Annotated in this window: 22 protein-coding genes and 1 pseudogene; 14 read left to right on the top strand and 9 right to left on the bottom strand. The window is 51.9% G+C overall.

What is annotated here, in order from left to right:
• Nucleotides 1-99: 99 nt before the first annotated feature.
• Nucleotides 100-495 (bottom strand): VOC family protein, encoded by a 396-nt coding sequence (locus ACUIAI_RS07745; RefSeq protein WP_254477758.1) that lies wholly within the window; start codon nt 493-495, stop codon nt 100-102.
• 56 nt (nt 496-551) lie between these two features.
• Nucleotides 552-1,598: an NAD(P)-dependent alcohol dehydrogenase gene (locus tag ACUIAI_RS07740; RefSeq protein ID WP_254477760.1), complete on the bottom strand. Its 1,047-nt coding sequence runs from the start codon at nt 1,596-1,598 to the stop codon at nt 552-554.
• 218 nt (nt 1,599-1,816) lie between these two features.
• On the opposite strand from ACUIAI_RS07740, the gene ACUIAI_RS07735 reads away from it, so the two are divergent.
• Complete coding sequence (locus tag ACUIAI_RS07735) at nt 1,817-2,704, top strand: helix-turn-helix domain-containing protein (RefSeq protein WP_110413596.1); 888 nt, start codon at nt 1,817-1,819, stop codon at nt 2,702-2,704.
• Nucleotides 2,705-2,991: 287 nt separating this feature from the next.
• Here the strand turns inward: ACUIAI_RS07735 and ACUIAI_RS07730 are convergent, their stop codons facing one another.
• Nucleotides 2,992-4,863: a PfkB family carbohydrate kinase gene (locus ACUIAI_RS07730; protein WP_445342058.1), complete on the bottom strand. Its 1,872-nt coding sequence runs from the start codon at nt 4,861-4,863 to the stop codon at nt 2,992-2,994.
• A gap of 338 nt (nt 4,864-5,201) precedes the next feature.
• On the opposite strand from ACUIAI_RS07730, the pseudogene ACUIAI_RS07725 reads away from it, so the two are divergent.
• From ACUIAI_RS07725 to ACUIAI_RS07675, 11 genes and pseudogenes are all read left to right on the top strand, one after another.
• Nucleotides 5,202-5,837: pseudogene (locus ACUIAI_RS07725) on the top strand (ECF transporter S component); the annotation flags it as partial.
• A 134-nt stretch (nt 5,838-5,971) separates the two neighbouring features.
• Nucleotides 5,972-6,790: an energy-coupling factor transporter transmembrane component T gene (locus tag ACUIAI_RS07720; RefSeq protein WP_445342057.1), complete on the top strand. Its 819-nt coding sequence runs from the start codon at nt 5,972-5,974 to the stop codon at nt 6,788-6,790.
• Nucleotides 6,787-7,632 carry an energy-coupling factor ABC transporter ATP-binding protein gene (locus ACUIAI_RS07715; RefSeq protein WP_254477762.1) on the top strand — a complete coding sequence of 282 codons (846 nt, stop codon included), beginning with the start codon at nt 6,787-6,789 and terminating at the stop codon, nt 7,630-7,632. Before ACUIAI_RS07720 ends, ACUIAI_RS07715 begins: the two co-directional genes overlap by 4 nt.
• Entirely contained in the window at nt 7,629-8,453 is an 825-nt protein-coding gene (locus ACUIAI_RS07710) for an energy-coupling factor ABC transporter ATP-binding protein (RefSeq protein WP_110413592.1), read from the top strand. Before ACUIAI_RS07715 ends, ACUIAI_RS07710 begins: the two co-directional genes overlap by 4 nt.
• Complete coding sequence (locus ACUIAI_RS07705; RefSeq protein WP_110413591.1) at nt 8,446-9,147, top strand: phosphoribosylanthranilate isomerase; 702 nt, start codon at nt 8,446-8,448, stop codon at nt 9,145-9,147. The genes ACUIAI_RS07710 and ACUIAI_RS07705 overlap by 8 nt, the downstream gene beginning before the upstream one ends.
• Entirely contained in the window at nt 9,140-10,111 is a 972-nt protein-coding gene (locus tag ACUIAI_RS07700; RefSeq protein ID WP_445342056.1) for a carbohydrate kinase family protein, read from the top strand. Before ACUIAI_RS07705 ends, ACUIAI_RS07700 begins: the two co-directional genes overlap by 8 nt.
• The gene (locus tag ACUIAI_RS07695; RefSeq protein WP_110413589.1) at nt 10,111-11,088 is read left to right on the top strand and encodes a nucleoside hydrolase; all 978 of its coding nucleotides are present in this window, start codon (nt 10,111-10,113) and stop codon (nt 11,086-11,088) included. The genes ACUIAI_RS07700 and ACUIAI_RS07695 overlap by 1 nt, the downstream gene beginning before the upstream one ends.
• Nucleotides 11,089-11,119: 31 nt before the next feature.
• Nucleotides 11,120-11,785 (top strand): HAD family hydrolase, encoded by a 666-nt coding sequence (locus ACUIAI_RS07690; protein WP_211121059.1) that lies wholly within the window; start codon nt 11,120-11,122, stop codon nt 11,783-11,785.
• A 1-nt stretch (nt 11,786) separates the two neighbouring features.
• Nucleotides 11,787-13,010: an iron-containing alcohol dehydrogenase gene (locus ACUIAI_RS07685; protein WP_445342055.1), complete on the top strand. Its 1,224-nt coding sequence runs from the start codon at nt 11,787-11,789 to the stop codon at nt 13,008-13,010.
• 88 nt (nt 13,011-13,098) lie between these two features.
• Complete coding sequence (locus ACUIAI_RS07680) at nt 13,099-14,022, top strand: nucleoside hydrolase (RefSeq protein ID WP_445342054.1); 924 nt, start codon at nt 13,099-13,101, stop codon at nt 14,020-14,022.
• A gap of 37 nt (nt 14,023-14,059) precedes the next feature.
• On the top strand, nt 14,060-15,508 hold the full coding sequence (locus tag ACUIAI_RS07675; protein WP_110413585.1) for an MFS transporter: 1,449 nt from the start codon (nt 14,060-14,062) through the stop codon (nt 15,506-15,508).
• 281 nt (nt 15,509-15,789) lie between these two features.
• On the opposite strand, the gene ACUIAI_RS07670 is transcribed toward ACUIAI_RS07675, so the two are convergent.
• The 5 genes from ACUIAI_RS07670 to ACUIAI_RS07650 all read right to left on the bottom strand — a co-directional run bounded on the left by ACUIAI_RS07670 (nt 15,790) and on the right by ACUIAI_RS07650 (nt 21,646).
• Nucleotides 15,790-16,626, bottom strand: a complete 837-nt coding sequence (locus ACUIAI_RS07670; protein WP_110413584.1) for a carbohydrate ABC transporter permease — start codon at nt 16,624-16,626, stop codon at nt 15,790-15,792.
• Nucleotides 16,623-17,477, bottom strand: a complete 855-nt coding sequence (locus ACUIAI_RS07665) for a carbohydrate ABC transporter permease (protein ID WP_445342053.1) — start codon at nt 17,475-17,477, stop codon at nt 16,623-16,625. Before ACUIAI_RS07665 ends, ACUIAI_RS07670 begins: the two co-directional genes overlap by 4 nt.
• 135 nt (nt 17,478-17,612) lie before the next feature.
• A complete protein-coding gene (locus ACUIAI_RS07660; RefSeq protein ID WP_445342052.1) occupies nt 17,613-18,932 on the bottom strand; it encodes an ABC transporter substrate-binding protein in 1,320 nt (439 codons plus the stop codon).
• 114 nt (nt 18,933-19,046) lie between these two features.
• Complete coding sequence (locus ACUIAI_RS07655; RefSeq protein WP_445342051.1) at nt 19,047-20,450, bottom strand: GH32 C-terminal domain-containing protein; 1,404 nt, start codon at nt 20,448-20,450, stop codon at nt 19,047-19,049.
• Nucleotides 20,451-20,602: 152 nt separating this feature from the next.
• Nucleotides 20,603-21,646, bottom strand: coding sequence for a LacI family DNA-binding transcriptional regulator (locus ACUIAI_RS07650; protein WP_445342050.1), 1,044 nt, complete (start codon nt 21,644-21,646; stop codon nt 20,603-20,605).
• A 1,155-nt stretch (nt 21,647-22,801) separates the two neighbouring features.
• Between ACUIAI_RS07650 and ACUIAI_RS07645 the strand changes: the two genes are divergently transcribed.
• Together ACUIAI_RS07645 and ACUIAI_RS07640 are read left to right on the top strand one after the other, a co-directional pair.
• Nucleotides 22,802-24,421, top strand: coding sequence for an anthranilate synthase component I family protein (locus tag ACUIAI_RS07645; RefSeq protein WP_445342049.1), 1,620 nt, complete (start codon nt 22,802-22,804; stop codon nt 24,419-24,421).
• Nucleotides 24,402-24,977 carry an anthranilate synthase component II gene (locus ACUIAI_RS07640; protein ID WP_445342048.1) on the top strand — a complete coding sequence of 192 codons (576 nt, stop codon included), beginning with the start codon at nt 24,402-24,404 and terminating at the stop codon, nt 24,975-24,977. The genes ACUIAI_RS07645 and ACUIAI_RS07640 overlap by 20 nt, the downstream gene beginning before the upstream one ends.
• A 255-nt stretch (nt 24,978-25,232) precedes the next feature.
• Here the strand turns inward: ACUIAI_RS07640 and ACUIAI_RS07635 are convergent, their stop codons facing one another.
• Nucleotides 25,233-26,213 (bottom strand): siderophore-interacting protein, encoded by a 981-nt coding sequence (locus ACUIAI_RS07635; RefSeq protein WP_445342047.1) that lies wholly within the window; start codon nt 26,211-26,213, stop codon nt 25,233-25,235.
• Nucleotides 26,214-26,252: the final 39 nt, after the last annotated feature.

Raw genomic sequence — 26,252 nt, 5'->3', positions numbered from 1 at the left:
GGTTTTTAGCCAAAACTGGCTGTTGGCTCCAGGTTGGGTCACTGATAATTTTGTATTGTTCCTCACATTTACAGCCGGCCCGAATGGCCATAGGCCGGATCAGCAGATTTGGCAGAATTCGATTGTCTCCCTATTGGGTCCATAGACGTTGAAGTAGCGGATGCCCTTGTCCCAGAATGTAGGTATCGATTGAATGCTGTCTTCTTTGATCTCCAGCCCTAAATCTTTCGCGTTCTGATAGGCGGCGTTGATGTCCGGGGTGTCTAAGGCCCAGTGGTTGATGGCTCCCGTAGTCATCGGCGCTTCGTCACCTTCCCATGTCTCGATGGTCAGATGCCCGTACCGAAGAAAAGCGCAGCGGTTCTCTTTATTGGGGAATATCCCTGCTATTTCGAAACCGAGTTTGTTGGTGTAGAAATCAATTGTTTCGTCCAGATTCTTGGCGATCATGCCCGAGTGCTGGAAATCTGTAGTGAATGATGACATGGGTTGCATGGATTGCTCCTTGAAAATATGCGTTGACAGTTATCTGTAGGTCTCCTTGCTGCCCTTTAATGCTTCTGAGGTACTTCGATCTGGATTTTGACGTCTTCGGGGTGGCCCTCGGCAAATCTGTCGAAAGCTTCCTTGGCCTGCTCCATGGGATAGGTCCGGGAAACGAATGGCTTAAGCTCGATCTTGCCGGAGGCCACCATGTCTATTGCTTTCTGATAGACGTTGGCGTAGCGGAATACATTTTCGATTCTAGTCTCGCGCGCTTGGACTTCGGTGACGTCCATGGGTATCTTTCCATCGGCAGGAATGCCGATGATGACAGTAGTGTTGCCGGGAGCTCCCAGTCTCCAAAGATCATTGTACGACTTGAGGTTTCCTGAGGCTTCGAAAACCCGGTCTGCACCCCAGCCATCAGTTTCCTCCATGACTCTGTCAAGGAAGGATTCTTCTTTCAAGTTAACGGGAATGACTCCCGGGATGCTGGCTGCCAGCTCTAATTTATCCTGTGAAATATCGGAGATCAGCACTTTAGCACATCCGCCGGCTATAGCTGATGCTGCTGTCAGGAGGCCAATTGTTCCAGCACCTGCTACGGCCCCAATGTCTCCGGGCTTGATGCCAGCTTTCGTTGCAGCCCACATCCCTACTGATAGCGGTTCCATCAGGGCCCCGTCTTCGTAGGTGAGGTTGTCGGGCAGTTTATAGGTAAAGGCAGCCGGATGCACGACTTCCTCGCTCAGACACCCATCCACAGGCGGAGTGGCGAAGAAGCGAACAGAAGGGTCAATATTGTACAAACCGAGTTTTGCGGCCCTGGAGTTCATATCAGGAATGCCTGGTTCCATGGCTACTCTATCGCCAACCTGGAACCCCTTGACTCCCGGCCCTACCTCTAGAACTGTGCCAGAGGCCTCATGCCCAAGAATCATAGGTTTTTCCACCACGTATTTTCCGACGCGTCCGTTCAGGTAATAGTGCGCGTCGGATCCGCAAATGCCCACGGTATGGGGCGAAATGAGGAGCTCGCCAGGACCTGGGGCCGGAGGGTCCGGCACTTCTCGAACATTGATGACGCCTTTCTTCTCAAGGACGACAGCTTTCATAATCATGCTCCTTTGCCAGATTGAAGGTCTCTATACCAAGAAACCAGTTGTTTGATTTCATCTTAAGGGCGCCCGAGGGTAAGAAGGCGTGCTCTGATAACGAGTTTTGATACTATTTTGATTCTTTGCTGTTAGAATGAGAGAAATAGTTCTTTCTGCGTCCGTGCACAGGCTGTTGAAGTGTCGCCTTCCTGCACGTGCTGAAGGCGGTTGAGTGCATGAATCATAATGTCATCGATCCAGGGTCCCTGGAAATTGTTGTACCCAAGGGAAATGAGTCTATCCGATGGCTCGAGCACGGGTATCCATCAGCCTTGGCCAGGTGGCATTACCATCCTGAGATAGAGATCCACCTTATTCGAACGAGCATGGGAACCATGATGGCCGGTGACGGAATGGTTCCCTTTGGCCCAGGTCAGGTATCGCTCTTAGGCAGTAATGTCCCCCACAATTGGATATCCGAGATGGGGCCGAATGAGAAAACAAGCATACCAAATCGTGATGTGGCTTGTCAGGTGCTTCCTAACCGGATTCAAGCCCTAGCGCAGATTTTTCCCGAGGCCATGCAAATAATGACTCTGCTGAGACGGGGTGACCAGGCCATTGTCCTTAATGGTCAATCCGCGCGCAGAGTGGCCTCTATCCTGACTGCGATGGGCGCGCATCACGACTTGGATCGGTTAATCGATCTTCTTGAGATCTTCCGCATCTTCGTACAGGCTCCACGAGGGGAATGGACAACTGTGGTCACCCCAGGCTACCAGCCTGAGGCTTCGGCTGGGATGGCGAAACGAGTCAACCAGGCCCTTGCTTATATAAAGGCCCATATCGGAGACCGCGTCACCCTAGAAGAGGTGGCAGCTCAGGTGGCAATGGATCCGTCAGCATTTTCCCGGTTCTTCAAAAAAGCCGCAGGTATCAATTTTTCAGAAATGGTCTGTCGTTTGAGGACAGCTCGTGCCTCGCTTCTTTTGGTCACTACAGACCTGACGATTGCGCAGATTAGGACCATGAGCGGATTCAGGAATGCGGCCAACTTCAACCGACGCTTCAAAATGGAAACAGGCACTACTCCTCGCGCATACCGGCAAGCGCATTATCGTTAGAACCGGGTATTTCGTTGTGAACGGTGACTTCCGATCTATTGATGCTCTGATCTTTCATCGTCACGGAGTAGAAGCCAACAGAGGATTCCCCTAGATCATCACCTCTATAGAGGAGATTGCAGTGTAAGTGCAGAGGTAGTGATTTTTCTTTTCGAGCTCATAGAGCTCTCGAAGTCGGTTTTGATGCATATAAGAAGATGTTTTTTGATATGTCACATCGAGTCGTTGAATACGACCTCTTGTTTTAGTGCCGGAAGCCCGCAAAGAAATATTTGGCGGTAGCGCTTTCAGGCTAATAGGGACTTCAGCTGTTGCCTGCTGATCAGAGATGGGATAGCACCTTCGTGAGCAACGCTGAAACCTGCGGCGAGGTTAGCTATGCGTGCGGCTTCTTCCAGTGTGCGGTTCTCCAAAAGGCTGGATGCAAGACAACTGATGAAAGCATCGCCCGCACCTGTGTCATCAATGACCCTGGCTTGTCCTGCAGGGAAAAGCGTATGGGTTTTCTCTGTAACCAGAACGCAGCCTTGATCACCCAGCGTTACTATAACTGTTCCCACGCCTTTTGATATGGAGTATCGTGCTTTATCAACTATGGAACCGGGTTCCGGAAACAGCGCCTCTATTTCATTTTGGTTCGGAACAAGAATATCTATTAAATTTAGAATGTCATCAGGGAGATGGGGGCATGATGACGGTTTCAAAATTGTGATTGCATGATGTTTTCTTGCCACTATGCAAGCTTCTTTCACTGTTTCAAGTGGAATTTCGGTTTGTACCAGGCAGTAGGCCGTATTGCTAAAGATATGCTCTCTTCCGTCAATGTCATCAGGCGCTAAGGTGCTATTGGCTCCCGATACCAGGGAAATCATCGATTCGCCATTGTTGTCGACAAAGATATAGGCTTTGCCGGTATCGGTTCTTTTGATTCGCATTACACCCGTGGTGTCAACATGAAATCTATTCATGGCCTGGTAGATGAAGTCGGCCGAGGTATCGCTGCCTACGTTACCGATCAAAGAGACATGATGCCCTAACTTTGCCACACCCACGGCTTGGTTGGTGGCTTTTCCTCCGGGCGTTGAGGCGAAGTTGCGCGTCGTGACGGTCATGCCAGGCTTAGGCAGCGTCGGCGTAGCAAGATATGTGTCAACATTGATGCTGCCGATGACGACGATCTTCTTATGTCGCATGTTAGGCGGCTGGCTTACGGTGTGTTCATTATCCAGAATGAAAATGTGTTTAAATTCTGTCTGTTCGGTTTTGTTGTGCTCGATTGCGTCGATCAGTCTGGAGCACAGATGAGTTCCAAAGTCCGCGTTCCTCATGTTGTAGGAGGATATTTCTGGTATTCCGGGATAGTGCAGAGGCTCATCGGAATCGTTCCTGAGGGTGACAAGTGAAAAATCCTGAGGAAGGCGGTAATGCAGCGATTGTGCATATTGTTGCAGCTCCACGGCGTGGCGGTAGTGTGACGCGACGAAACCTGTAACGTGGCGGTTTTCCATGACTGTGGTCAGGTTGTCGTCAATATCGTTGAACACCATATCGTTGTGGAAGGCAATGTTGTTCTCGAAAAGGCAGCGACGGTATCCCCTCAGAAAGCTTTGCGTCCGTCTGCCAGGAGATAGAAGGCAGGCGATGTTGCTATGGTTTCGATCTATGAGTTCCTGCGTTAGGTTATATGCCGCTTCTTCATATGGAAGCAGTGCAGATCGATCGTCACCCAGAGGGCCAATGATTAGCTCGGGAATTTTTTTCGCTGTGATGGTTTTATTGAGCTTTAGGCTGCTTTTATCAATCGGTTCCCAGATTATCCCGTCCACACGGTGCTCGATCGCAGCCTGAATATTCTGTTCTTCCTGCTCCTGACTCGAGTAGCTGTTGAATACCAGTGTTCCATAGCCGCTTGCCTGCGCTTGCTGAATGATGCCATCCAGAGTTGAGTCAAGGGAGATGGAGGAGCTCAGAAGCACGCCGATGCGCCAGCTGGTTGTATTGGGCTTAGATGAAGCATAAGGAGTATAGTGATATTTTTTTACTAAATCGAGTACCTTACTCCGTGTTGCTTCTGTGATACTCGAGTCTTTGTGATTTACGATTTTTGAAACCGTTGAAGTGGAGACGCCTGCAAGTTTGGCAATGTCCTTAATGTTCATGGATCTCCTTGCCGAATCTTGTATTCCTGTGCCTTGCGCGGTTGTTGCCTGCAAATACTGTCTTATCCGGACGGACTTTCAGTCTACTCGGCTACTTGCACCAGTTTTATCATTTCCCTCTTCTCGAGTCGGTTGATAGCTTGCTTGGCAGGCTTATCGGTTAGCTTCTGGTTGCTTCAAGATTGCGCCTTCCGAATTTGACACACCTTCTGGCGGCTGATACTCTCTGACTGAGAAAACATTTTAGGAAAATAATTTCCTAAGATAAGCAGGCTAGATGACTTGAGACATTGATTACCTGGAAAGAAAGTAGTCAAGGACCAAAGGTGGCGCAGAGGATGAAGTCAAAATCGTTTTTGAAAGGTATCGCTGCACAGTTTTCCACGAAATCATTGGTTCTGATTCCCATCGCAGTGGGGATCAATCTTATCGGCGGCACATTGAGCTCGACACTGAAGCTTCCGCTCTTTCTGGACATGATCGGCACTACTGTCATAGCCTGCTTATCCGGTCCTTGGGTGGCCGCTCTATGTGGGTTGTTGACCAACGTCTTTCTGTCTTTGGTCGCTAATCCCGTTTACCTGCCTTATGCGCTATCAAGTGTCCTGTGCGGCCTGGTAGTTGGCTACATGGTCAAGGCTGGACTGTTCAAGAAGATCTGGGGCGTAATACTTGTGTGGTTGGCTTGCGCCCTGGTCAATACCATAACTGCTTCTTTAGTGACGGTTTTTGTATACGGAGGTGCAACTGGCGTCAATGGCACTTCCGTACTGACGGCGGCCCTGGTGGTCGCTATGAAGAATATCGTTATTTCCGTCGTTTCCTCTTCAATGCTGGAGAACTTGGTAGATAAGGGAATTACCGTATTCATCGCTTATGTCATAGTGCGCCGTATCCCCAAGCGGTTCTTGAGCCAGTATGCTCTTGATGATACTGACGACGACGAATTGGACGACATCGATGAGGACGATGATTCGGCTGAAGATTCGTCTGAAATGTCTGTGAAGTCTACCGAGACAGCGACTGATCACGTTGAGGGCGCTCCTTCGGAATCCGTCGAAGGCAATGATGAGACAAGCAATGACTCGAGAAATCAGGGAGCGCGCTGATGTCCGGGCCTGCTTCCGTTGCCATACCTGACTCGCCCTTAGCGCGAATGCATCCCATCGCGAAAATCGTAGGGATTTGTTCGCTTGGTTTGTCCACGATAGCATGGCCGGACTTTACCCTTGGGTTGTTTTTTATCCTCGTGCTTTTCTTGACGGCTACAACAGCACATGAGCTCAGGCCGTTCGCCAAGATCATGCTTGGTTTCGGCATACCGGTGACGATCATGCTGCTCTTCATCCAAGGCTGCTACAGTCCAAAGAACACCAAGACCATACTTGATTTGGGATTTGCAAAGATGGGGCTGGAAGGCAGTCTTTACGCAGCCAAGATAGTGGTCACCCTTATGGTTTTCCTGGGGTCTTTCTATCTGACGACCAAGACCACATACATGGGCCGTTTGGTAGCCGCATTAAGCCAGGTTGGAGTTCCGTCCAAAGTTGGTTACCTGATACTGGCGAGCTTGAATGTTGTCCCTCAAATGCAACGCCGAATAACGGTTATCGAGCAATCCCAGCACTCTCGTGGGTTGGAAACAGGCGGGAACATTATTTCCAGAGCGAGAGCTTTCATACCGCTGCTGGGGCCGGTGGTTCTTTCATCCCTGACTGACTCTCAAGAGAGAGGCATGACATTGGAGACCAGAGGGTTTGGCATCAAGGGAATTCGCCAGACCAGTTATATCGAGGTCCAGTGGAGACGGGCAGACACCTTGTTCACTGCATGCATCACGCTTCTTTTTTTGCTGGTCCTGGCAGGTTCCATCCTGTCTGGCATGGGTATCGTCCCCCTTGGCATTCAGTGGGGAGGTCGGGCATGAGAAAAGCAATTGAGGTGAAGGATTTCTCGTTCCGCTATCGAAATGCCTCGTCAAGTGCTTTGAAGCGCGTCAGTTTTGCAGTTGAAAAAGGCAGCTTTTTCTGCATCATCGGTGCCAATGGGGCTGGAAAATCAACCCTCTGTAACGCACTGGTCGGATTGGTCCCGCACTATTTCGTGGGCAAGTCTAAAGGGCTGGTTCAAATTGAGGGTGTCGATGTTGCCAAGACGACCATAGCTGAATTGTCGAAGACTATTGGCTTGGTTTTTCAGAACCCATTCAATCAGCTTTCGTATACAGCCGGCACAGTGGCTGAGGAACTTGCATTCGGTCTTGGCAACTATGGAGTGCCACGGGAGATCATGCATGAAAAAGTGCTCCAGGTGGCGCACCTTATGCATCTGGAAGAACTGCTCGACAAAAACCCCTTGGACTTGTCGGGCGGGCAGGTTCAACGAGTGGCGTTCGGTTCTGCGTTCATCATGGAGCCCAGCATCTTGGTGCTTGACGAATGTACTGCTCAGTTGGATCCCTTGGGAAGCGAAGAGATATTCAATATTGTCAAAGACCTTAATTCCAATGGGGTGACTGTCGTCATGGTTGATCATGACATGGAACGCGTCGCCCAGTATGCCGACCAAGTCATGGTAATGCGCATGGGCAAGGTTGTCGCTCTGGGAACGCCAAGGGAAGTATTCACTGACCCCCGTACGTCGGATTGGGGCATTGATGTGCCTGACTATGTCAAGTTGGGCAGAGGCCTGCAGTCTGCTGGTTTTGATCTTGCTGAGTTGCCTATTGATGAGAGTCATGCTGTTCAGACGATCAGGGGTTTGCTATGAAAATTGTTGTCGAACACCTGAAGCATGCCTATCCGAATGGCTATTGTGCCCTACAGGATGTCAACCTGACTTTTGAGGGTAACCAGCCTGTGGCCTTGATTGGTCAGAACGGTGCCGGCAAGACGACCTTGGCCAAGCATCTGAATGGAATACTCAAGCCCACTTCTGGTCGAGTATTGATCGATGGGGTTGATGTCGCGACTGCGCAAACAGCTCAATGGGCCCGAAAGGTAGGGTATATCTTTCAGAATCCGGATGACCAGCTGTTTCTGGATAGTGTGCGTAAGGAATTTGAATTTGGACCTCATCAACTAGGTGTGAGCCAGGAGGAGATAGAGCACAGGATAGCCAAGATCGCCGAATTGGTCGGGCTGGAGAAAAAGCTAGACAGCCATCCCTTCGATTTAAGCCCCACCGAGAAGAAATTCTGCGCTATCGGTTCTGTACTCATGATGAATACCGGAGCCTTGGTGTTTGATGAGCCGACTTGCGGACAGGACAAGCTTGGGGATGACCGCCTGGCGACCATCATTTCAAGGCTGAAAGATCAGGGCAAGCTGTGTATCACGATTTCACATGATATGAAGTTTGTCGCCAGAAATTTTCCTCGTGTGGTCCTTATGCGAAAAGGACAAGTTCTTTTGGCGGGAAGCAGGGAAGAGGTCTTTTCGCGCCAAGAGATTCTTCAGAAGGCCTATGTGACGCCTCCTCCAATCACGCGAGTGGCGCAGGAAGTTGGCATAGCCAAACCAGTTTTCACTGTTGCAGCATTTACCGAAGTCATTCGACAAGCAGGACAGAAAGGAAAAGAACGTGGCTAAGGTCATCGTCCAAATCTACGGCATCAGAAGCGTTGAGGATGCACGAATGGTCATCGATGCAGGGGGTGACCACCTTGGCGTCTCCTACGGAAGCATCAAACGCACCCCAGGCCAGCTCGATTGTGCACAGGCCAAGGCGATATTTGATGCCATAGGTAACGACGCTGTCAAAGTCGGGCTTACCGTTGCTGAAGATATTGACGAAATCAGCGATAACCTCAACGAAGCCTTGCCTGATGTCCTGCACCTTTCTGGTGACATCGATGCCATCGAACCCGATCAGATACGGGTTCTCCGCAAGCGGTTCCCGTCTTTGCGAATCATGCAGGCCATCCCGGTATTGGCCGGCGTTCCGCTGGATGAGCAAAGAGTCATGGAATATGTCAAGGAATACGAGCCAGTTTCGGATTTCTTCCTCATCGACACCAAGACGCCTGAGGCCGGAGATATTGGTGCAACCGGTCTGACTCATGATCGCAGCATCGACAAGGCCATCATCGAGGCTACTGACGTCCCTTGCATCATTGCCGGCGGACTCGATGAGCAGAATGTGGCTGAGGCAATAGCGCAGACAGATCCATATGGAGTCGATTCGTTCAGCTTTACCAACTACTCCGATGAGCGAGGTGATGGTCTTCACTGCAAAGATCCCCAGAAAGTCATAGCTTTCGTCCAGGCGGCGCGCGATGCCTGAAGTAGCAGTTGTAGGCGATGCCAATGTGGACATCATTGTTCCTTTTCCGCGTTTTTTGAATCCGGAGAGGACCAGGGTCGAATACCCGACTCCAGAAGTCGTAGGAGGGGGTACTTGTGCCAACACGGCGGTGGCTCTTGCGAAGCTGGACCGCGATGTGCTCTTCGCTGGCACTGTGGGTGATGATTCTTACGGCCGCTTTACCAAAAAGGACTTGATAGCGGCGGGAGTGGATGTTGACGGTCTGATAGTTGATCGAAAGGTCAATACTGTCGGTGTTTTCGCCTTCATCGATGAGACCGGCGAACGGTATCTCTGGGGCTGGCCGAGGGACCATCAATCCTTCAAAGAACTGGATTGGGACAAGCTTCCTATGAAGAAGCTTGCCGAGGTCTCCTGGATCCACAGTTCAGGCATGTGCTTGACCTATGCGGGTGGTTCACGAGACAGCATCATCCGCTTGTTCGCTTGGGCTCGTGAGCGAGGGATTCGTACTTCACTGGACCTGAACCTTCGCGTAGACAATGGAGAACTGGATCCCGACTTTGCCGGCGCATTGAATGAGATCTTGCCTCAGGTGGATTATTTGCTTGGTTCAGGGCCCGAAGAATTTGCCTATCTGGGTCGAGATAACTGGAGGGAGAACGCCAGGAAGCTTGCCTGCGATGGCCGTGTGGTGGTCGCGCGTGATGGCAGTCGGGGTTCCATCGGATTTACTCAGGGGAACCCGGAGATTAATGTTCCTGCTTTCAAGGTCGAAGTGGCAGACACCGTCGGCGCTGGAGATACCTACAATGCGGGTTTCATTAGTGCCATTCTGTCCGGCGAAGAACTCGTGGGGGCGTTGAGACAGGGAAACGCTGTATCGGGTTACGAGGTCAGCCATAAGGGCGCTCGGCACTGTCCCGATATTCAACAGCTTGACGATTTTTTCAACAATCACGAATTACTCAAGGAGGAATAATGAAGAAAAAAGTAATCCTGGACTGCGATCCTGGACATGATGACGCTTTCGCAATGATGCTGGCGGTCCAAAACCTGGATGTGCTGGGCATTACGACGATCGGTGGCAACTGCACCCTGGAAAACGTAACGCGGAATGCCATCAAGGTTTTGGAAGTCATCGGCCAGGCTGACAATATTGGTGTTTACCCTGGTCATAGCAGGCCAACGGTCATGCCTCTGGTCACTGCCCCTCAGTTCCATGGGGAAACCGGACTGGATGGTCCCGATCTGCCCGAGCCCACCCATTCGCCGCAGGACAAACATGCCGTCGACTTTATTGTTGATACGGTCATGAGCACTGATGACGTGACCCTCATTGCCACGGGACCGTTGACCAATATCGCTGCTGCCCTTAATCGCGAGCCGCGCATGGTCGACCGCGTCCGTGAGATTTGCATCATGGGCGGATCGGTGACTTTTGGCAATTGGACTCCTACTGCGGAATTCAATATTTATGTTGATCCCGAGGCCGCTTATCGAGTCTTTAATTCTGGAATTCATGTCAAGATGACAGGGATCAATCTGACGAGGCAGTGCTGTCTGACCGAGAAGCATATTGCAGATTTCCGGAATATTGGCACCAAGGCTGCCAACTTCGCTGCTGATTTGACCGAGTACTTCCTGAAAACCTGCGAAGATGAAACGCAATTGACAGGAGCCACCATTCACGATGCTTGCGCAGCGGCCTGGATCATCAATCCTGATCTCATCAAGTCGGCTCCCATGCATATTGATATCGAGCTTAAGGGTGAATTGACCAGGGGAATGACGGTATGCGATTACCGGCACCTGCGTGGCATTGATCCAGCTGTCGACATCGAACGTACGCCGCAGATGGATTTCCGCGGGGAGCAACCCAACGCGGAGGCAGCGCTTGAATTGGATTTCCCTGGTTTTGTGGATCTGCTGTACAAGACGCTACGTCAGTATGACTGAAAACTAAACGACAGGAATTAGGAGTTTTTTGGTGGGTATTCACATGGTGCTGTGGGACTTCGATGGGACCCTTGCAGACAGCAGCAGCGATGTATGGCGCTCGCTTGTGTATGCTGCAAGTCTCGAAGGCGGTGGCTTCCCAGCTGCATTCATGCAGGACAATAGTAATTTGAGCGCCCCTATGAGGACCATTTTCAACCATGTGAATCCCCGCCCTAGCCCAAACAGGCTGGAAACTTTCGAAAAGAACGTGAACACCCACTACCGGACCATAAATGACTTCCCCTCTACTCGGCTATATCCGGGTATAGCAATCATTCTTGAAGAATTGAGATGCAAAGGCATAGGAAACGTAATCGTCACCATGAAGCCGAAGCCGGCTCTTGAACGATTGCTGACCACCAAGGGCTGGGAGGACAAGTTCCAAGGATGGATTACCCCTGAAGTGGCTTCCGGTCGAGAGATGACCAAGGAAGCCATGGTCTCTTATGTTTTGGATCGATGGCACCTATCTGCGCAGGACTGCCTATTGATCGGTGATAGCCAGGGAGATATTAGGGCTGCTGCAACTCATGCAGTCAGGTCAGTCGGTGTGACCTATGGCGACGGTGATACCGAGCATCTACTTGAAGCGAATCCGACTTATGTGGCTCACGAGGTAATTGATTTGGCTTCGATTCTGAAGAAAGAAGTATGATATGTTTCAAGATTTCACTATCTGCATTAACACCAGATTCATTTTTGGACGAGGTGCTGAGGAACAAGTAGGCCAGGAATTTGCAAAACTCGGGGTGCATAAGATCCTCATCCACCATGATGATGGCAGCTACCTGCAAACCACGGGTCTTCTGGACACGATCAAAAAGAGCTGCGACCAGGCTGGTGTCAAGTATGTCGAGCTAGGCGGTGTGCAGCCTAATCCCAGGTTGAAGAAGGTGCGAGAGGGCATTGAACTCGCCCGCCGCGAAGGTGTGGAAGGCGTTCTGGGCATCGGTGGTGGCAGCAGTATCGATTCCGCCAAGGCTATTGGTCTGGGCCTGGCGAGTGACCGCGATGTCTGGGACTACTTCACGGGCGCTGCCGAGCCCCAGGCAACGGTTCCGGTAGGTGCAGTCCTGACCTGCCCTGCAGCCGGCAGTGAGTCGAGCCAGGTGGCAGTAATAAACAATGAGGATGAGCACCGCAAGTTGCTGGTGAGCAATCCCGTTGTTCGCCCGGCTTTGGCTTTTATGGACCCGCTGCTTTCCGAGTCTCTTCCAGCTTTCCCGACCGCTTGCGGAGTTGTGGATATGTTCTCGCATATCTGTGAGCGCTACTTCACCAAGGATGACACTTTCGGGCTCATAGACCGTATGTCTGAAGGCGCTCTGCGTACCCTGGTCGCCATTGGCCCTAAGTCAGTGGCAGACGGGAAAAACTATGAATACCGTGCGCAGATAATGTGGGCCTCGACGATAGCGCAGAACAACACCCTAGGGGTCGGTCGTGAACAGGATTGGTCAACCCACACCATAGCCAACGAACTGAGTGCCCTTTATGACACCCCTCATGGTGCCACTCTCTCCATCATCATGGGGTCGTGGATGAGGTATTGCATCAAAAGGTCTCCTCGGCGCTTCGCCCGGTATGCCCAAGAAGTATTCGGCCTTCACGATGAAACCATGGATGTTACGGATCTGGCCTTGCGCGGCGTGACAGCAACCGAGAACTTCTTCACCTCGATGAACATGCCGATCTCCTTTGCTGATTACTCGATTCCTGAAGATGGCATCGAGCAGATGCTGGACAATATCGACTTCTATGGACCTGACCAGGCAATAGGTTCCGTAGTCAGGCTGAACCGCGACGACTGCAGGGCGATTTTCCAAATGGCTTTGGGCCATGGCGAAGCTGCCGACACTGTTGCTCCTCAGGCGCAATAAGAGCATGAGGGAACCGGCGTTCGAGCGGTACTGAGTCGATTCCCTATGACCAGCTTTCCATTAGACATCAAAGAAAAGGAGTGAACTGATGGCTAAACCTCTGATTATCGATACAGATCCTGGTATTGATGATGCTGCGGCAATTACCTTGCTGGTAGATGAGTCTGCTTTTGACATCAAGTTGATTGCCTCGGTATCCGGCAATGTGGGTATCGGACATACAACCAACAACGCTCTCAAACTGCTGACTTTCTTAGGCAGGAGGATCCCTGTTGCCCGTGGTGCGGCTGCTCCGCTTATGAGAGACAACCGTTTTGCTACGGAAGCGCACGGCAAATCGGGTATGGGGTCTTTTGAGTTTCCCGAGCCCGACGACAGTCTGCTGACCGAAGATAACGCAGTTTTGGAGGAACGTAAGGTGCTCATGGAGAGCACCGAACCCGTCACCATATTGACACTGGGACCCCTGACCAATATCGCCCTTCTTCTAGCGACTTTCCCTGAGGTCAAAAGCCATATCGAGCGCATCGTCTCGATGGGCGGATCAACAGAACGAGGGAATATCGGAGTCTATGGCGAGTTCAACATCTCCGTTGATCCAGAAGCAGCCAAGATGGTCTTTCGTAGCGGACTTCCTATCACTATGGTCGGTCTGGATATTGGCCGAAAGGCTCACCTGATTCCCAATGACCTCGATGATTTGGAAGCTGCAGGCGAAGTCGGCAAGATGGTCGGCTCCCTCTTCCGCTCTTACGATGGCGGCCACATCGAAGAGGGGATCAAGATGTATGACCCTTCGGCGGCTATGGTCCTGATCGAGCCGGAACTGTTTACGATGCGTTCAGCCTTCGTTGATGTTGAAATCTCCAGTCCAATAACTTTGGGCGCGACAGCCGTTGACTATGACGGTATCCTCAGCGAGGAAAAGAACTCAGATGTTTGTGTGGATGTCGATGTGGACGGTTTCCGCAAGAGCTTCGTGGACCGCATATCGCGTGTTCAGCGAAAATAAATCTTTCCAAAGAGAAATGAAAGGAAATTAAAAGATAATGAGTGAGTCAACTGTCTCCGAGGAGCAAAGGAACGGCATACCCGTTCCCGAGGAGGGGACACCGGAGTTCGCGAAAATGAACAAGATGGCCCGTGTGGCCATCCCGGTGGTCCTAATCATCTTCACCCTGGGTGTGCTCCAGCAGCAGGCCTTCGGCATGATCTACGTGAACATCGGCAAGCAGCTCAACCAGGCCAACCTGGCGCCGCTGATCACCTCTCTGCCAGGCATCATCCTGGGAATTGTCTGCGTCATCTACGGATCCCTGGGCGACTTCGTTTCCCTGAAGAAGATGATGATCCTGGGCACGATCGTCTTCGTGCTGGGGTCGATTCTGGGGTGCTTCGGCACCTTCAGCATCTGGATCGTCATTGCCGCCCGCGTGGTGCAGTCTGCCGGTTGGCAGGTTTCCGGATCTATCTTCCTGGTTCTGGTCTCCAAGTACGTGGAGAAAAAGAAGCGCGTGCTCTGGTACGGCGTCTTCGTTGCAGTCTTCCGCTTCGCCGCTGCCTTGGGAGTCTTCCTGGCTGGCTACATGACCCTGCTTGACTGGCGCTGGCTCTTCGGCGTGGGTATCGTGGCCGTCTTCTTCATTCCCGTTCTGGCCAAGAACCTGCCTGACCAGCATGCCGCTGGCGCCAAGATCGATGGAATCGGCTTCACGCTGATCGGACTGTTCGCCGCTTCGGTGACCATGTTCTTCACAGATATCAACTGGGGCTGGGGCATCGCCTGCATTGTGACCCTGGTGGCCTTCCTGGTCTATGTCAACAAGGCCAGCAACCCCTTCATCACTCCGAAGATGCTGACCAACCCGGCCTTCGCTATGACCATGACCGTCATTTTCGTCGGCTACTTCTTCAGCTACACCCTGAACGCAGGCGTCAACGCCATTGGTCTGAACGTCTACGGCATCGACTCCTCCAAGGTCTCAAACCTGTTGGTCTGGTCCATCATCCTGGCCGGCATCATGGGATTCGCAGCCGGGCCGATCATCCAGAAGATCGGGCGCAAGGCTTCGGTCATCTTGGCTCTGGCCTGCATGGGCGGCGGCCTGATCGCCATCGCCTTCCTGATCCCAGCCGGCAAGATCTGGGCCCTGGCTGTGGCGCCCTGCATCTACTACTTCGGCACCTCCTTCTTCTACCAGCCCATCGTTGACACGGCGACTCTGACCGTGGAGCCTGAGGAGTCCGGCCGTGCGCTTGGCTTCAACGACCTTCTCCAGGCCATAACCGGTTCCATTGGCGTGGCGCTCTTCGGTCAGCTCATGGCCAACGGTTCCATGGGTTCGGGTAGCCTGGCTGGCACCAAGCAGGGCCTGGCATCGACCTACGCCAACGTCTTCATGATCGGCGGCGTGATCATTCTGCTGGGCATGGTGCTCTTCATCTGCTCCATGAAGATGATCTACAGCCACTCCCGCGTGGCTGCGGACGAGGGCTGATCTGTTGAATTTCTGATCTATCCTTAACCGCACAAACAAGAACCGGGCATGGGACGAATTCCCCTACCCGGTTCTTGTCTATATAGATAAAGGACTCTAAGACCGATTCAGTTGCCAAGTGATGATTTAAGCTTGATCTTGAATTCTTCCGGTCTGCTGGACCTTGCGAACCAGCATTCGACGAATGCTGTATATCTGTTTAGGTGCTGATCGGTCAAGCACAGAACCCCCCCCCTCCATACGCGCAGCGCTATTGCACGGAAGAAAGGCGGGGGTTGGGATCAACCTTTTACGGCCCCTGCGAGGACACCCTTGATAATGTACTTCTGACAAATAAGGTAAAACACCACAATGGGAATGATAGCTAAAACCAGACAGGCCATCATCGCTCCCATATCCACTGATCCGAAACTTCCTTTCAGTTGCTGGATCGCCACGCTCAAGGTTCTGAACCTCCGTAGATCCAAAGTTAGGTAGGGGAGAAGGAAATCATTCCATATCCACATAGCCTCAAGGATGGCCACTGAGATGATTGAGGGCCTCATTATCGGTACCACGATGCCGAAGAAGATGCGTGGCACGCTGGCACCGTCTATCATTGCCGATTCCTCGAGCTCGACAGGGATTCCCTTTACCACACCCGTGAACATAAATACAGCCAAGCCTGCGCCAAATCCTAGATACACTATCCACAGTCCCCAAGGCGAATTCAACCCCAGGGTGTCTGAGATCTTGGACAAGGTGAACATGACCAATTGGAAGGGTACGGCCATATTCGAGAGAAACAGCAAATACAGTATCTTCGCAGCCCAGTTGTGTACGCGCACTATCCACCATGCACACATGGAGGTGCACAATAGAATCAGTAGCACCGATCCAACTGTGACAACGACCGTCCAGGTAAAACTCGACAGGAAATCAGTCTGTTCTATGCCTCGGCTGAAGTTGTCAAAACCGGCGAATAACTTGCCAGCTGGTAGGGCAAATGTGTCGTGTGTTATGTAAGAGCGTTGTTTGAAGGCATTCACCACAACCAGTGCTATCGGAAAGATCCACAATAAACTTACGAGGCTGAAGAACACTGTCCAGATTGCAGGATGTCTGACTTTTCCATTCATGCTGTAACCTCTTTACTCGTGGTGAGGCGATTCTGGATGATTGCGATGGCAGCCACGATGACAAAAAATATGACTGCCTTAGCTTGACCGACGCCCTCAAACCCAGGTCGCCCGTAGAATGTCCTATAAATATTGAGCGCCAGCATTTCGGACGAATTGGATGGGGCGCCATTGGTCAGAGCGAGGTTTTGATCAAACAGCTTGAATCCGTTGGTGACTGTGAGAAAGGTGCAGACGGTAATAGAAGGCATCATCAGGGGGATGGTGACGTGAAAGAGTGTTTGCCGCCCATTGGCACCATCGACCTGGGCTGCCTCAATAACATCACCAGGCAAACTCTGAAGACCTGAGATGTAGATGATCATCATATAGCCGATCTGTTGCCAGCAATATAGGATCACCAATCCCCAGAATCCGTAGACTCCGGAATAGGTGATGGATCTACCCCAATGTGCAAGAATGCCGTTCAACAGCAGCATCCAGATGTATCCCAAAATGATGCCACCAATCAGATTAGGCATAAAAAAGACCGAACGGAAGATGTTGGCACCACGAATATTGGTGGTCAGCAAATATGCCACGGCGAAGCCTAGGATATTGATGATCAAGGTCGTGACCACCGTAAAGGCTACAGTAAATGCCAGAGCATGCCAGAACTCTGGATCTCTGAGCGCAGCTGCATAATTATGAATTCCTATGAACTTCGCATCCGTCACGGTGGCAAAATGGCAGAAGCTCAGGATAATGCTCATGACGAATGGAACAAGGAATCCAATCACAAAGGCCGCAAAAGTTGGCAAAGCGAACAGGGCCCACCATTTGCGGACTGATTTTCCAGCCATAGAAAGCATATAAACTCCAATGTCGAAACAGTTTCAACGCAAATTGCCGCTTTGAGGAGCGGTAAGTAAGGCCTGATAATGTCCTTCGTCGGCTCCTGATAGCACTAGGGGAACCGACGAAGGAGATATCAGGGCCTGCTGAAATCAGTGCGTTATCTTGTATTCAGATGACCAGCCATCTACAAAAGCAGTCTTTACATTGCCCCAGTCTTTGGTTCCCTGAGCATATTCAAGCATGGCGTTTCCCAAGGTGCTGACCCACTGCTGAGACGGAAGAGGATAGATGACAACATCATAATTGCCGGCTTTTGCATAAGCATCGTTGGCGCGATGAATAGGGTTCGCTGTTTTAAACCCTGCCTTTGTATATGACTTGAACGGGGTTTCGAAGCCCATTTCCTCCGATGTATATTTACGTGCATCATTGTCGTTGAGGATGTAATCCATCCATTCCTTGGTGGCTTTCTTATCCTTGTCGGATGCGTTCTTATTCATAGCCCAATACTCAAAGCTGACGGTGAGGCCTTCTTTTTCCTCGCCCTTGGTGCCTATATAAATGGGGAGAACACCCATATCCTCGTCTGCGACACCCTGACCACGCAGCTGTTTATACGCCCAAGTCCCTGTTTGAATAAAAACCGCCTTCTTGAGATTGAAGTCAGAGTAAGCGTCCTCCATAGTGGCACCGGCCAATTGGGTGGGAGCTACGGTTGCATCCTTCAAATACAAGTCGAAAATGTTTTTGAAGTTAGGCATATACTTCCCGGAGATCTTGGCAGGAATGGTGTCGGTCTTCTGATCTTTGTATTCGTAATAGACGGGAATATGGGCCGTTTGATCGCTGAACCTATGCATGGAGCTGGGGTCGAAACCTGCGGAGGTAAAGGCTCCTGAGACGCCTAGGTCGTTCTTATGTTCCTGAATTTCGTCCGCGACGGTCTTTAGCGCTTCGAAGTTGTTGATCTTGTCCACCGACTTGATTGTTGACCAGCTTGAGTCAAAGTACTTTTTCAGCAGGGCTTTGTTGTAAATCAGCCCATACCGTTCCATGATGAAGGGGACAGCGCTGACCTTGCCCTCGCTCTTTAACGCAAATTCCTTCTTGGTAAGGTCCTTATACGGATTCGTGTCGGACATGTCATCGTAATAGCTAGTCCAATTCGGGAAGTTGTTGTTATCAACGTCGAATAATGTCGGTGCTTTCGACTTGGCAAGCTCTCCCTTGAGCGACTGTTCATACTGATCTGATGATGCGGAAGTGATATCGACTTTTATTCCCGTCTTCTTGGTGAAGCGCTTGGCCAGCTGCTTGTACTGGCCAACTTGTTCGACTTTCATGCTGTGGTAATAGACATGTCCTTTCCCCGAGGCATCAGCTTTGGATTCATTGCCACAAGCCGATAGCGTCCCGCCTGATAAAGCAAGCGCCATTACGAGAGCCAATATGGTTGTGCTCTTTTTCATAATTCCCTCCATGTTGGGCATAACTTCGTTGTTATAAAGTGGTCATCCTGAGATAGGATAAGCGCTTAAGCAAATAGTTGAATAATCTCATTGGATCTAAAATTACATGGTTTATTAATTATCGCGCTCCTTTTTAAGCCCTCTTGCTATTCGGGTGTTTGACAGCTTCAGCGCCCCGTCAGTCACAAACACCTCGAGTGAATCGCCAAAGTGGCGGTAGACGCGAGCGTTCAGCGCTACGCCATTGACGTAGATGGTCATTATGGTGTCGTCCACAATGATTTGAATATGATTGTGCTCATTTGGTTCCAGGCGCAAGGGCCTTTCCATGCCGATGTTCATGTAATTAAACCAGGGGTAATTCGGGTTGGCTTCGAATCGCAGGAAGTCCTGTCGTACATGGAAAGCAAATTGATAGCTTTGTCCGGTCTCCTCATCGGCATATAGCCTGAAGCCAAAGGTTCGGGTGCCATCAGAAAACTCTGCATCCGTTTCAAAAGAAAAGATATCGCCACAGGACGGACTGAGTGTCTTTGCAACTCGCTTCCCATCCCCTCGAAGGTATGTTTCATTGATATTCTGAGCCGGGTTGAAGGCATCGCGGATGCTATCCAGTGGTTTGGCGCCTAGGCTGCCATCAGAGCGTTGATAGAGTTCATGAGGGACAAAAGTTCCTCCCCACTCGTAGTTATGAGTATCGTCATCATCGGTTTTGGTCGGAACCCATCCAAAAAGCACTCTGTGACCGTTGAGAGCGAAAGTCCGGCCGGCATAATATGCGCTACCGTCGAATGCATCGTCGTAGGGTGTCAGCCATGGTCCATCAAGACTTCTGGACATTCGATAAATCATGCCGTGCTTGTTGCTGTATTCGGTTACGATGTGATACCACCAATCACCCATTTTGAACAGATCAGGCATTTCGTGCATTGTAAACAGATCTGGTGCCCAAAAATCACCTTCGAACTTCCAGTGTTCCAGATCGTCTGATGTGAATTTGACGGTCCGGCCTGTCTGTGCGGTTTTTGGACCTTTCTTTCGAGCTCCCAGAATTAACAGATAGCGCTTACGGTCTTCATCGCGAATAACCATAGGATCGCGCCACTCGTCTGCGTCGTACCCTTCCTGGGGGGATAGCTTGAGGCTCTCATGGCTTTTGCTCCAGTGGTACAAATCATCGCTCACGGCATGCATCAACACTTGGGAGGCTTTGCCTGCAGCTGGATAATCCTTGTTATAGCCCGTATAAAAGGCGTGGTACTGCCCCTCCCCATGGAACACGCTTCCGGCATAGATGAACTGATCCTGTTCGTCGTCAGAACCTCTGGGAATGGCAGTGCCGCAATCCTGATAGTGAACAAAGTCCTCAGTGGTGGCTAGTGACCAGCCAAAAGGTTGACCGAAAGGCTCGGGCTGTCTTGTGTCGCGCTGATGGAAAAGGAAGAATGTGTTTCCTTTTCCAAAGGGCATGCAGTCTCCGAACCAAGTACCGGGGAACTGGTAGTAGAGCTTGTTCATGAATTCCTTTCTAGCGTGGATATGAACGAGTACCTAAAATGTTCACTCCGCTGTGACTCTATATGTTTAAGCGCTTCAGCAATCCTATGTTAGAACCCGAGCGCTGTCAAATAGGGAATATCTGCGTTGTCTTTTTTCGAGAGCTATTTGCTCTAGTGATGAATTACCTGATTGTAGGGGAAGACTGAATCGCGCACAATGATTGGACAAGTGACGCGAATAATCTTGCGCTTGGTTTGGCTTGTTTCATCGGTTTGTGCCTTTTCCTGCTCGGTGCTCTCGAGCAGGGTCCTGATGCCTAGTACGCCTAGGTCATATTGAGGAAGTGCAACTGTCGTTAATGCAGGATGCAAATGCGCTGAAATAACCTCCTGATTGTCAAAACCAACGATAGATATGTCGTCCGGAACTTTGAGCCCCCTCTCATGTAAGGCGTCATAAAGACCCATTGCCATGCGATCATTGTGGCAGAAGACAGCGGTGGCCTTAGTGGCAAGCACTGCCTCTATGGAGCGGTATCCGCCCTCCTGATTGCTTGGAGCCCTTATTATTGTTGAGGGATCAAATTGCACTCCATAGGACGACAGAGCCTGCCGGTATCCTTCCAGCCTTCCAATGGCAGCAGGAGAAGAATCGATATCATTGACGAAGGCAATACGGCGATGCCCGGCTTTCAATAGGATTTCGGTTGCCGATCGACCTCCCTGGATCTCGTTAGGGACCACAGCGGGATATTGTCTGCGCCGGTCAAAACAATTCACCAGCACGGAATTGACCTGGCGAAGTTCTTTTGGCGGTTCAACGGCGTGATGCACCCATGTTGAATATACGATTCCTTCAACCTGTCTTTCCATCATGAAGGCAAAGGTCTCTTTTTCAATGCGTTTATCGCCATTAGTGTCTACAACCAGGAGAATTTTGCCATTTTGCCAGGCTTCATCTTGTGCGCCACGAATCACCTGACCGGCAAAGGGCGAGGTCGCTACTCCGTCACTGATGAAGCCAATTGAATCGGATTGCCCACGGGCCAACCCTCTTGCTAAGGCATTTTGCCTGTATCCAAGGCTCACTGCTACCTTTCGTACTCGTTGCCTCGTTTCTTGGGGGATTCTTGCGTCCTTGTTATCGTTGATAGCCCACGAAGCTGTAGCAATAGAAACGCCCGCTGCCTTTGCGACATCTTGAAGTGTAACCATGATTAGTAATCCTAACGCCGGTTGTTCTGATTGTTTTTAGCTCCTCAACTAAGCCATGCGATAAATTAATGGTTTCCATTCTCTGTCTATACCGCGAAGGAATGTTCGACCGAGGATGAGTGGCCTTAACTGATTCTGAATTTACCATTAGCAGCGTTTTATCATGCTGCCAGGTAGATGCCCATATGTTCCAGCTAAACGTCTGGAAAGAATCCCAAACCTGCCGGCTTCATATGACATTGCAAAAATAAAGATGTTGTTATTCAACCAGCGATATCGTGCATTTTTAAAAAATATTAAGTAATTACAACGCTGTACGATGACTGGACTACGAAAGAATCATGCGGGAGCTTCATTGATGGTGTATTGATGTTTGCTTTTACGCTCAGCACCTCACTGGATGCTGTGTCCACGTATAAGATCCAGAGTCTGATAATATGCAGAAATGGGTTTGCGCAGCGAACGTTTAATTTTTTAAACCAAGATCATCAACTTTTTGCATCTGTTCAGATGCCTGGTACGTATCTTCTTCTGGTTACGTGTTCGATCGAGGATGTCTGTCCGTCAGCTCTTGCCTAATGTCTGTGAAAGACCCCATTCCAGTATTGTCGTGCTTCTCAGTATTCTTATTCGGGGCCGCTCCGGCGTCTTGTTGGATCAATGGCGCTGATAGGAGCATAAGTCATGTTTCAGAATTTCAACAAAGCTGGGATTAGATAAGGTGAAGGTAGTCCTCGTCGGCTGGGATTTCAATCAGCAGCAACGGGTGTTCCTGACGCAAGACATGTTGTCGCTAAGCAAGCACGTTTCGGATTTGGTCCCGGCATCTATTTAGATGGACCGATTTTGTCCGAATGGTGGATGGCTATTGGTCGTATGCATCCGGGTGCTCTAGCATCGTGGCCATGGAGAAAACGACATCACTGCAGCCTTGGTTGCTCAAGGGTGTCTTCTTCTATGTCGATGCTCGATGGCGTTGATGTTTTAGCCGGTTCTTTTACTGATTCCTGTATTCACCTCGGTGTTTGAGGTTGCTCTTTTTTATTTGCGGACATAGGGCCAAGGGAAATTCATATCCATGACCTGCCGGATCGGCACCGAGTGAGGTTTCACCGCCCTTTCCAGACCGCAACGTTTGACCTAGGAAGTGTCCTTATGACCATCAACGCAACTTTGGAATCCCACAAATTCGTCAGCGACCTCGACGCCCTCTCCATATACAGGCGCTTGCGCACCAGGTATCGGGAGGACCAGCTCTTTCTCCTGGAGTCCCTGAGCGGTCCCGATCCGGACAGGAACCGTTCGGTGATCGGATTCGAGCCGATGTTGACCCTGAGCGTGACGGGCCACGTTATGACCATTGATCCGCTGGATAACGTACAGTTGGCAGGACTTTTGGAGGCCTTCGGCCGGATTGAGCAAGGGGTGGTTCGCCATCCGGTCCCCGACATCCAGGAGGTGTTCGCGGTACTGAGGGGGATTGAGTCTTCCTTCGCCATCAGTGGCGGCCATGAAGGCCCCTTCGGGATGGGGTGGTTCGGCTACTTCGGGTATGACACTATTTTCATGATTGAGGACCTGGAAGAGCGCATTCCTAGGGATGCGGCCCTGCCGGTCATCTCGCTGACCCTCTATCGGGGAATCATCACCCTGGACCTGAGGGCTGGCAGCCACTGTGCCACGCTGATCCATTTGAGCGGCGACTCTGGCGGGTATGGCATCCGGGGTGGTCTAGGAAGCGGGGAAGACGCGGCTGGCATCGAGGTCAGCAGGCCCGACGGGCAGCCGGAGGGGGAGAGCGCTGGGCATGAGTCCGCTCGGTTTGCGGACATACTGGGCCTACTGCAATCTGACGCCCTCCTTGCAGAAGACCTTGCCCGGACTGGTGCAGGGCCTAAGGATATCGGACCGGTCTTTCCTTACAGCGCCCATGACACGATTGACCGGGATCTCTTCTATCGGTGGTTTGCCAAGGGCAAGGAGCACATAGCCCAGGGAGATGTGTACCAGCTCCAGCTCGGGCATGAGATCCAGGCGGATTCCCGCATTCCGCCCTTCCAGGTCTACCAGCGGTTGCGTCTGCAGGATCCATCCCCCTATATGTATTACTTCGTGACCCCCCAAGGGGTGCATGTCATTGGAGCCAGCCCCGAGCTTTTCATTGGGCTGACCCCAGATGGTGACATAACCCTGCGGCCCATCGCCGGAACGGTCGGCAATCCCGGAGGTGAGGAGGCCCGCCAGGCGGCTATCAGGCAGCTGACCAGCGATCCCAAGGAGCGGGCCGAGCACCTGATGCTGGTGGATCTGGGTCGCAACGACGTAGCTAGGTGCTGTACTCCCGAATCCTTGGAGGTGGACCGGCTGATGACCACCGAGGTCTACTCCCACGTCATTCATATGGTTTCGGATGTGGTCGGCCGGATCCGGCCTGGTCTGGACAAGTATGACATCTTCTCGGCCGCCTTTCCCGCCGGCACCATGACAGGAACCCCCAAGGTACGTGCCGTGGAGATTATCGAGGAGACCGAGATCAGTTCACGCGGGGTATATGCCGGAGCTGTGGGCTTCCTTGGATTTGACGGTCAGGTCCTGACTGCGCTGTGCATACGGACAGCCTCCTACCATTCCGGCAGCTATCATCTGCGTGCCTCGGCCGGGATTGTCGAGGACTCCCAGCCGGAGAGCGAGTGGCAGGAGACCATGAAGAAGATGAGTTCGGCCTACCTGGCCATCACCGGAAAGGAGCTGGCCCATGAAGGTCTTGCTGGTTGATGCCTTCGACAGTTTCATCTATGTGGTCAAGAACTACGTGGACCTGCTGGGCGCCGATACGACCATTGTCCGGGTGAACCGCCTTGCGCAGGTGGATCCGCTCGCCTTTGATGCGGTCGTTCTGGGTCCTGGACCGGGGCGCCCGGAGGACTGCGGCTACCTGGAGCTCTTGGACCAAGTGGCAGGACGGAAGCCGGTCTTTGGCATCTGCCTGGGCATGCAGGCCATCGCGGTGCACGCCGGAGCTCGGGTGGTCAGGGCCTCCAGTCGTCAGCATGGCAAGGTGAGCGGGATAAGAAACGACGGGAAGGGCTGCTTCAAGGGTCTGCCCGATACCTTCGACGTGACCAGATACCATTCCCTGGTTGCCGACGAGGCCTCGGTCAGTCAGGTCGCCGATCTGGAGATCAGCGCGCGCTCGCTTATGGATGGCTATGTGATGGGTCTGAGGCGGGACCGGTCGCTCATGGAGGGCGTCCAGTTCCACCCCGAGAGCATCGGTAGCCAGTATGGTCACCAGGTAATCGCCAATTTCTTCCAGGAGTACTGCGGCTGATTCGACCAGGAATGACTCATTGGGGCCGAACAGGGTTTCTTTCCATGCAATCCGCGGTATAGCAAGCACGCCTGTAGTTTCTCCCTATCGGTTCTGCGGTCCTGCAAGATGCTGTGGCGAGGTTCGACTCGGCAACCCATGACCTGATACTCACATAGTCAAGGGTTCGTGTGATCACTCTCTGACTCGTAGGTCAAGAAAGACGGGGGTGGGTTGTCCGCACATGGCAGGTTGCCCACTCACTGGGTCGGGCGGTCAGGACATCTCGCTACGGCCCCGACGCCAATATCCCATGAAAGAGACACTGCGCCGGTCCATTCCCCGGTCTCTGACCAGCATGCGCCTCAGTTCGCGGACGGTGGCCGCCTCTCCGGCGATCCAGGCGTACAGGTCGTCGGCATGGATGTAGGCGTCCGCCTGGGTGGCATCGGCAGTCTCCCAGAGCAGCTCTTTGTCGATATCGATCTCTGTGAATCCCTTGGAAGATTTAGCGGCTGCGGCCGTAGTCGACATAGGCGAATGGATCGGCAGGTCCTCCAGGAGATTGCGCATGGCTTCGATAAGGGCATGTCCATGTCCGGATTCGTCGCAGGTCGTCCAAATTACGTGGATTCCTGCGTGCTCGGGCAGCGGAAGACGATCCTCTTCGGTCGGGACTTCGATCACTGCCACCCCGTCGCCCTGCCAGTAGTCTCGGATCAGGCTGTCCATTATGGCGGCGATGGCTGGCACCGCCGTCTCATCGCCCACTAGAAGGAGATGTCTGGACTGGCCTGGGTGAAAGTCCATCCCTGCGACTGGTCCTCCCGCCTGTGCGTTGGGACCGATGATGATGGCCTGGTCGCCAGGTCTGGCAGCCTCTGCGAAGGCTCCTGCCGGTCCGGCATGATCGTGGATGACGAAGTCCACATCTATTTGCTCGCTCTCGGGCCTGACCTTGCGAACCGTATAGGTGCGCAGAGGATTGCGGCTCTCTGCGGGCAGGGTCCTCCATTGTTGGTACCAGGCAAGCGGATCTTCAGGGGTCGCTTTGAAGAAGGAAGGGGGCGGCACGGATCCGTCGGGGAGGGGCAGGAGGATTTTGATTCGTTCATCGTAGCCCGCATCTGCAAAAATCTTCAGATCCGGTCCCTGGAAGACGATTCGCTTGAAGTGGGGCGAGAGCGTTTCCGCTCTGGCTACGGAGACACGGAAGGGGATCAAGGGTACAGGATGATTGGTGGCTTGTTGTTCCATGGCTGGCTCTCTTTCAGTTGAGGTTTATGGGTTGATCTG

Source organism: Bifidobacterium sp. ESL0827, from assembly GCF_052606685.1.
Note: the sequence above shows the minus strand (reverse complement) of the source record. Positions and strands in the feature narration are given on the sequence as shown.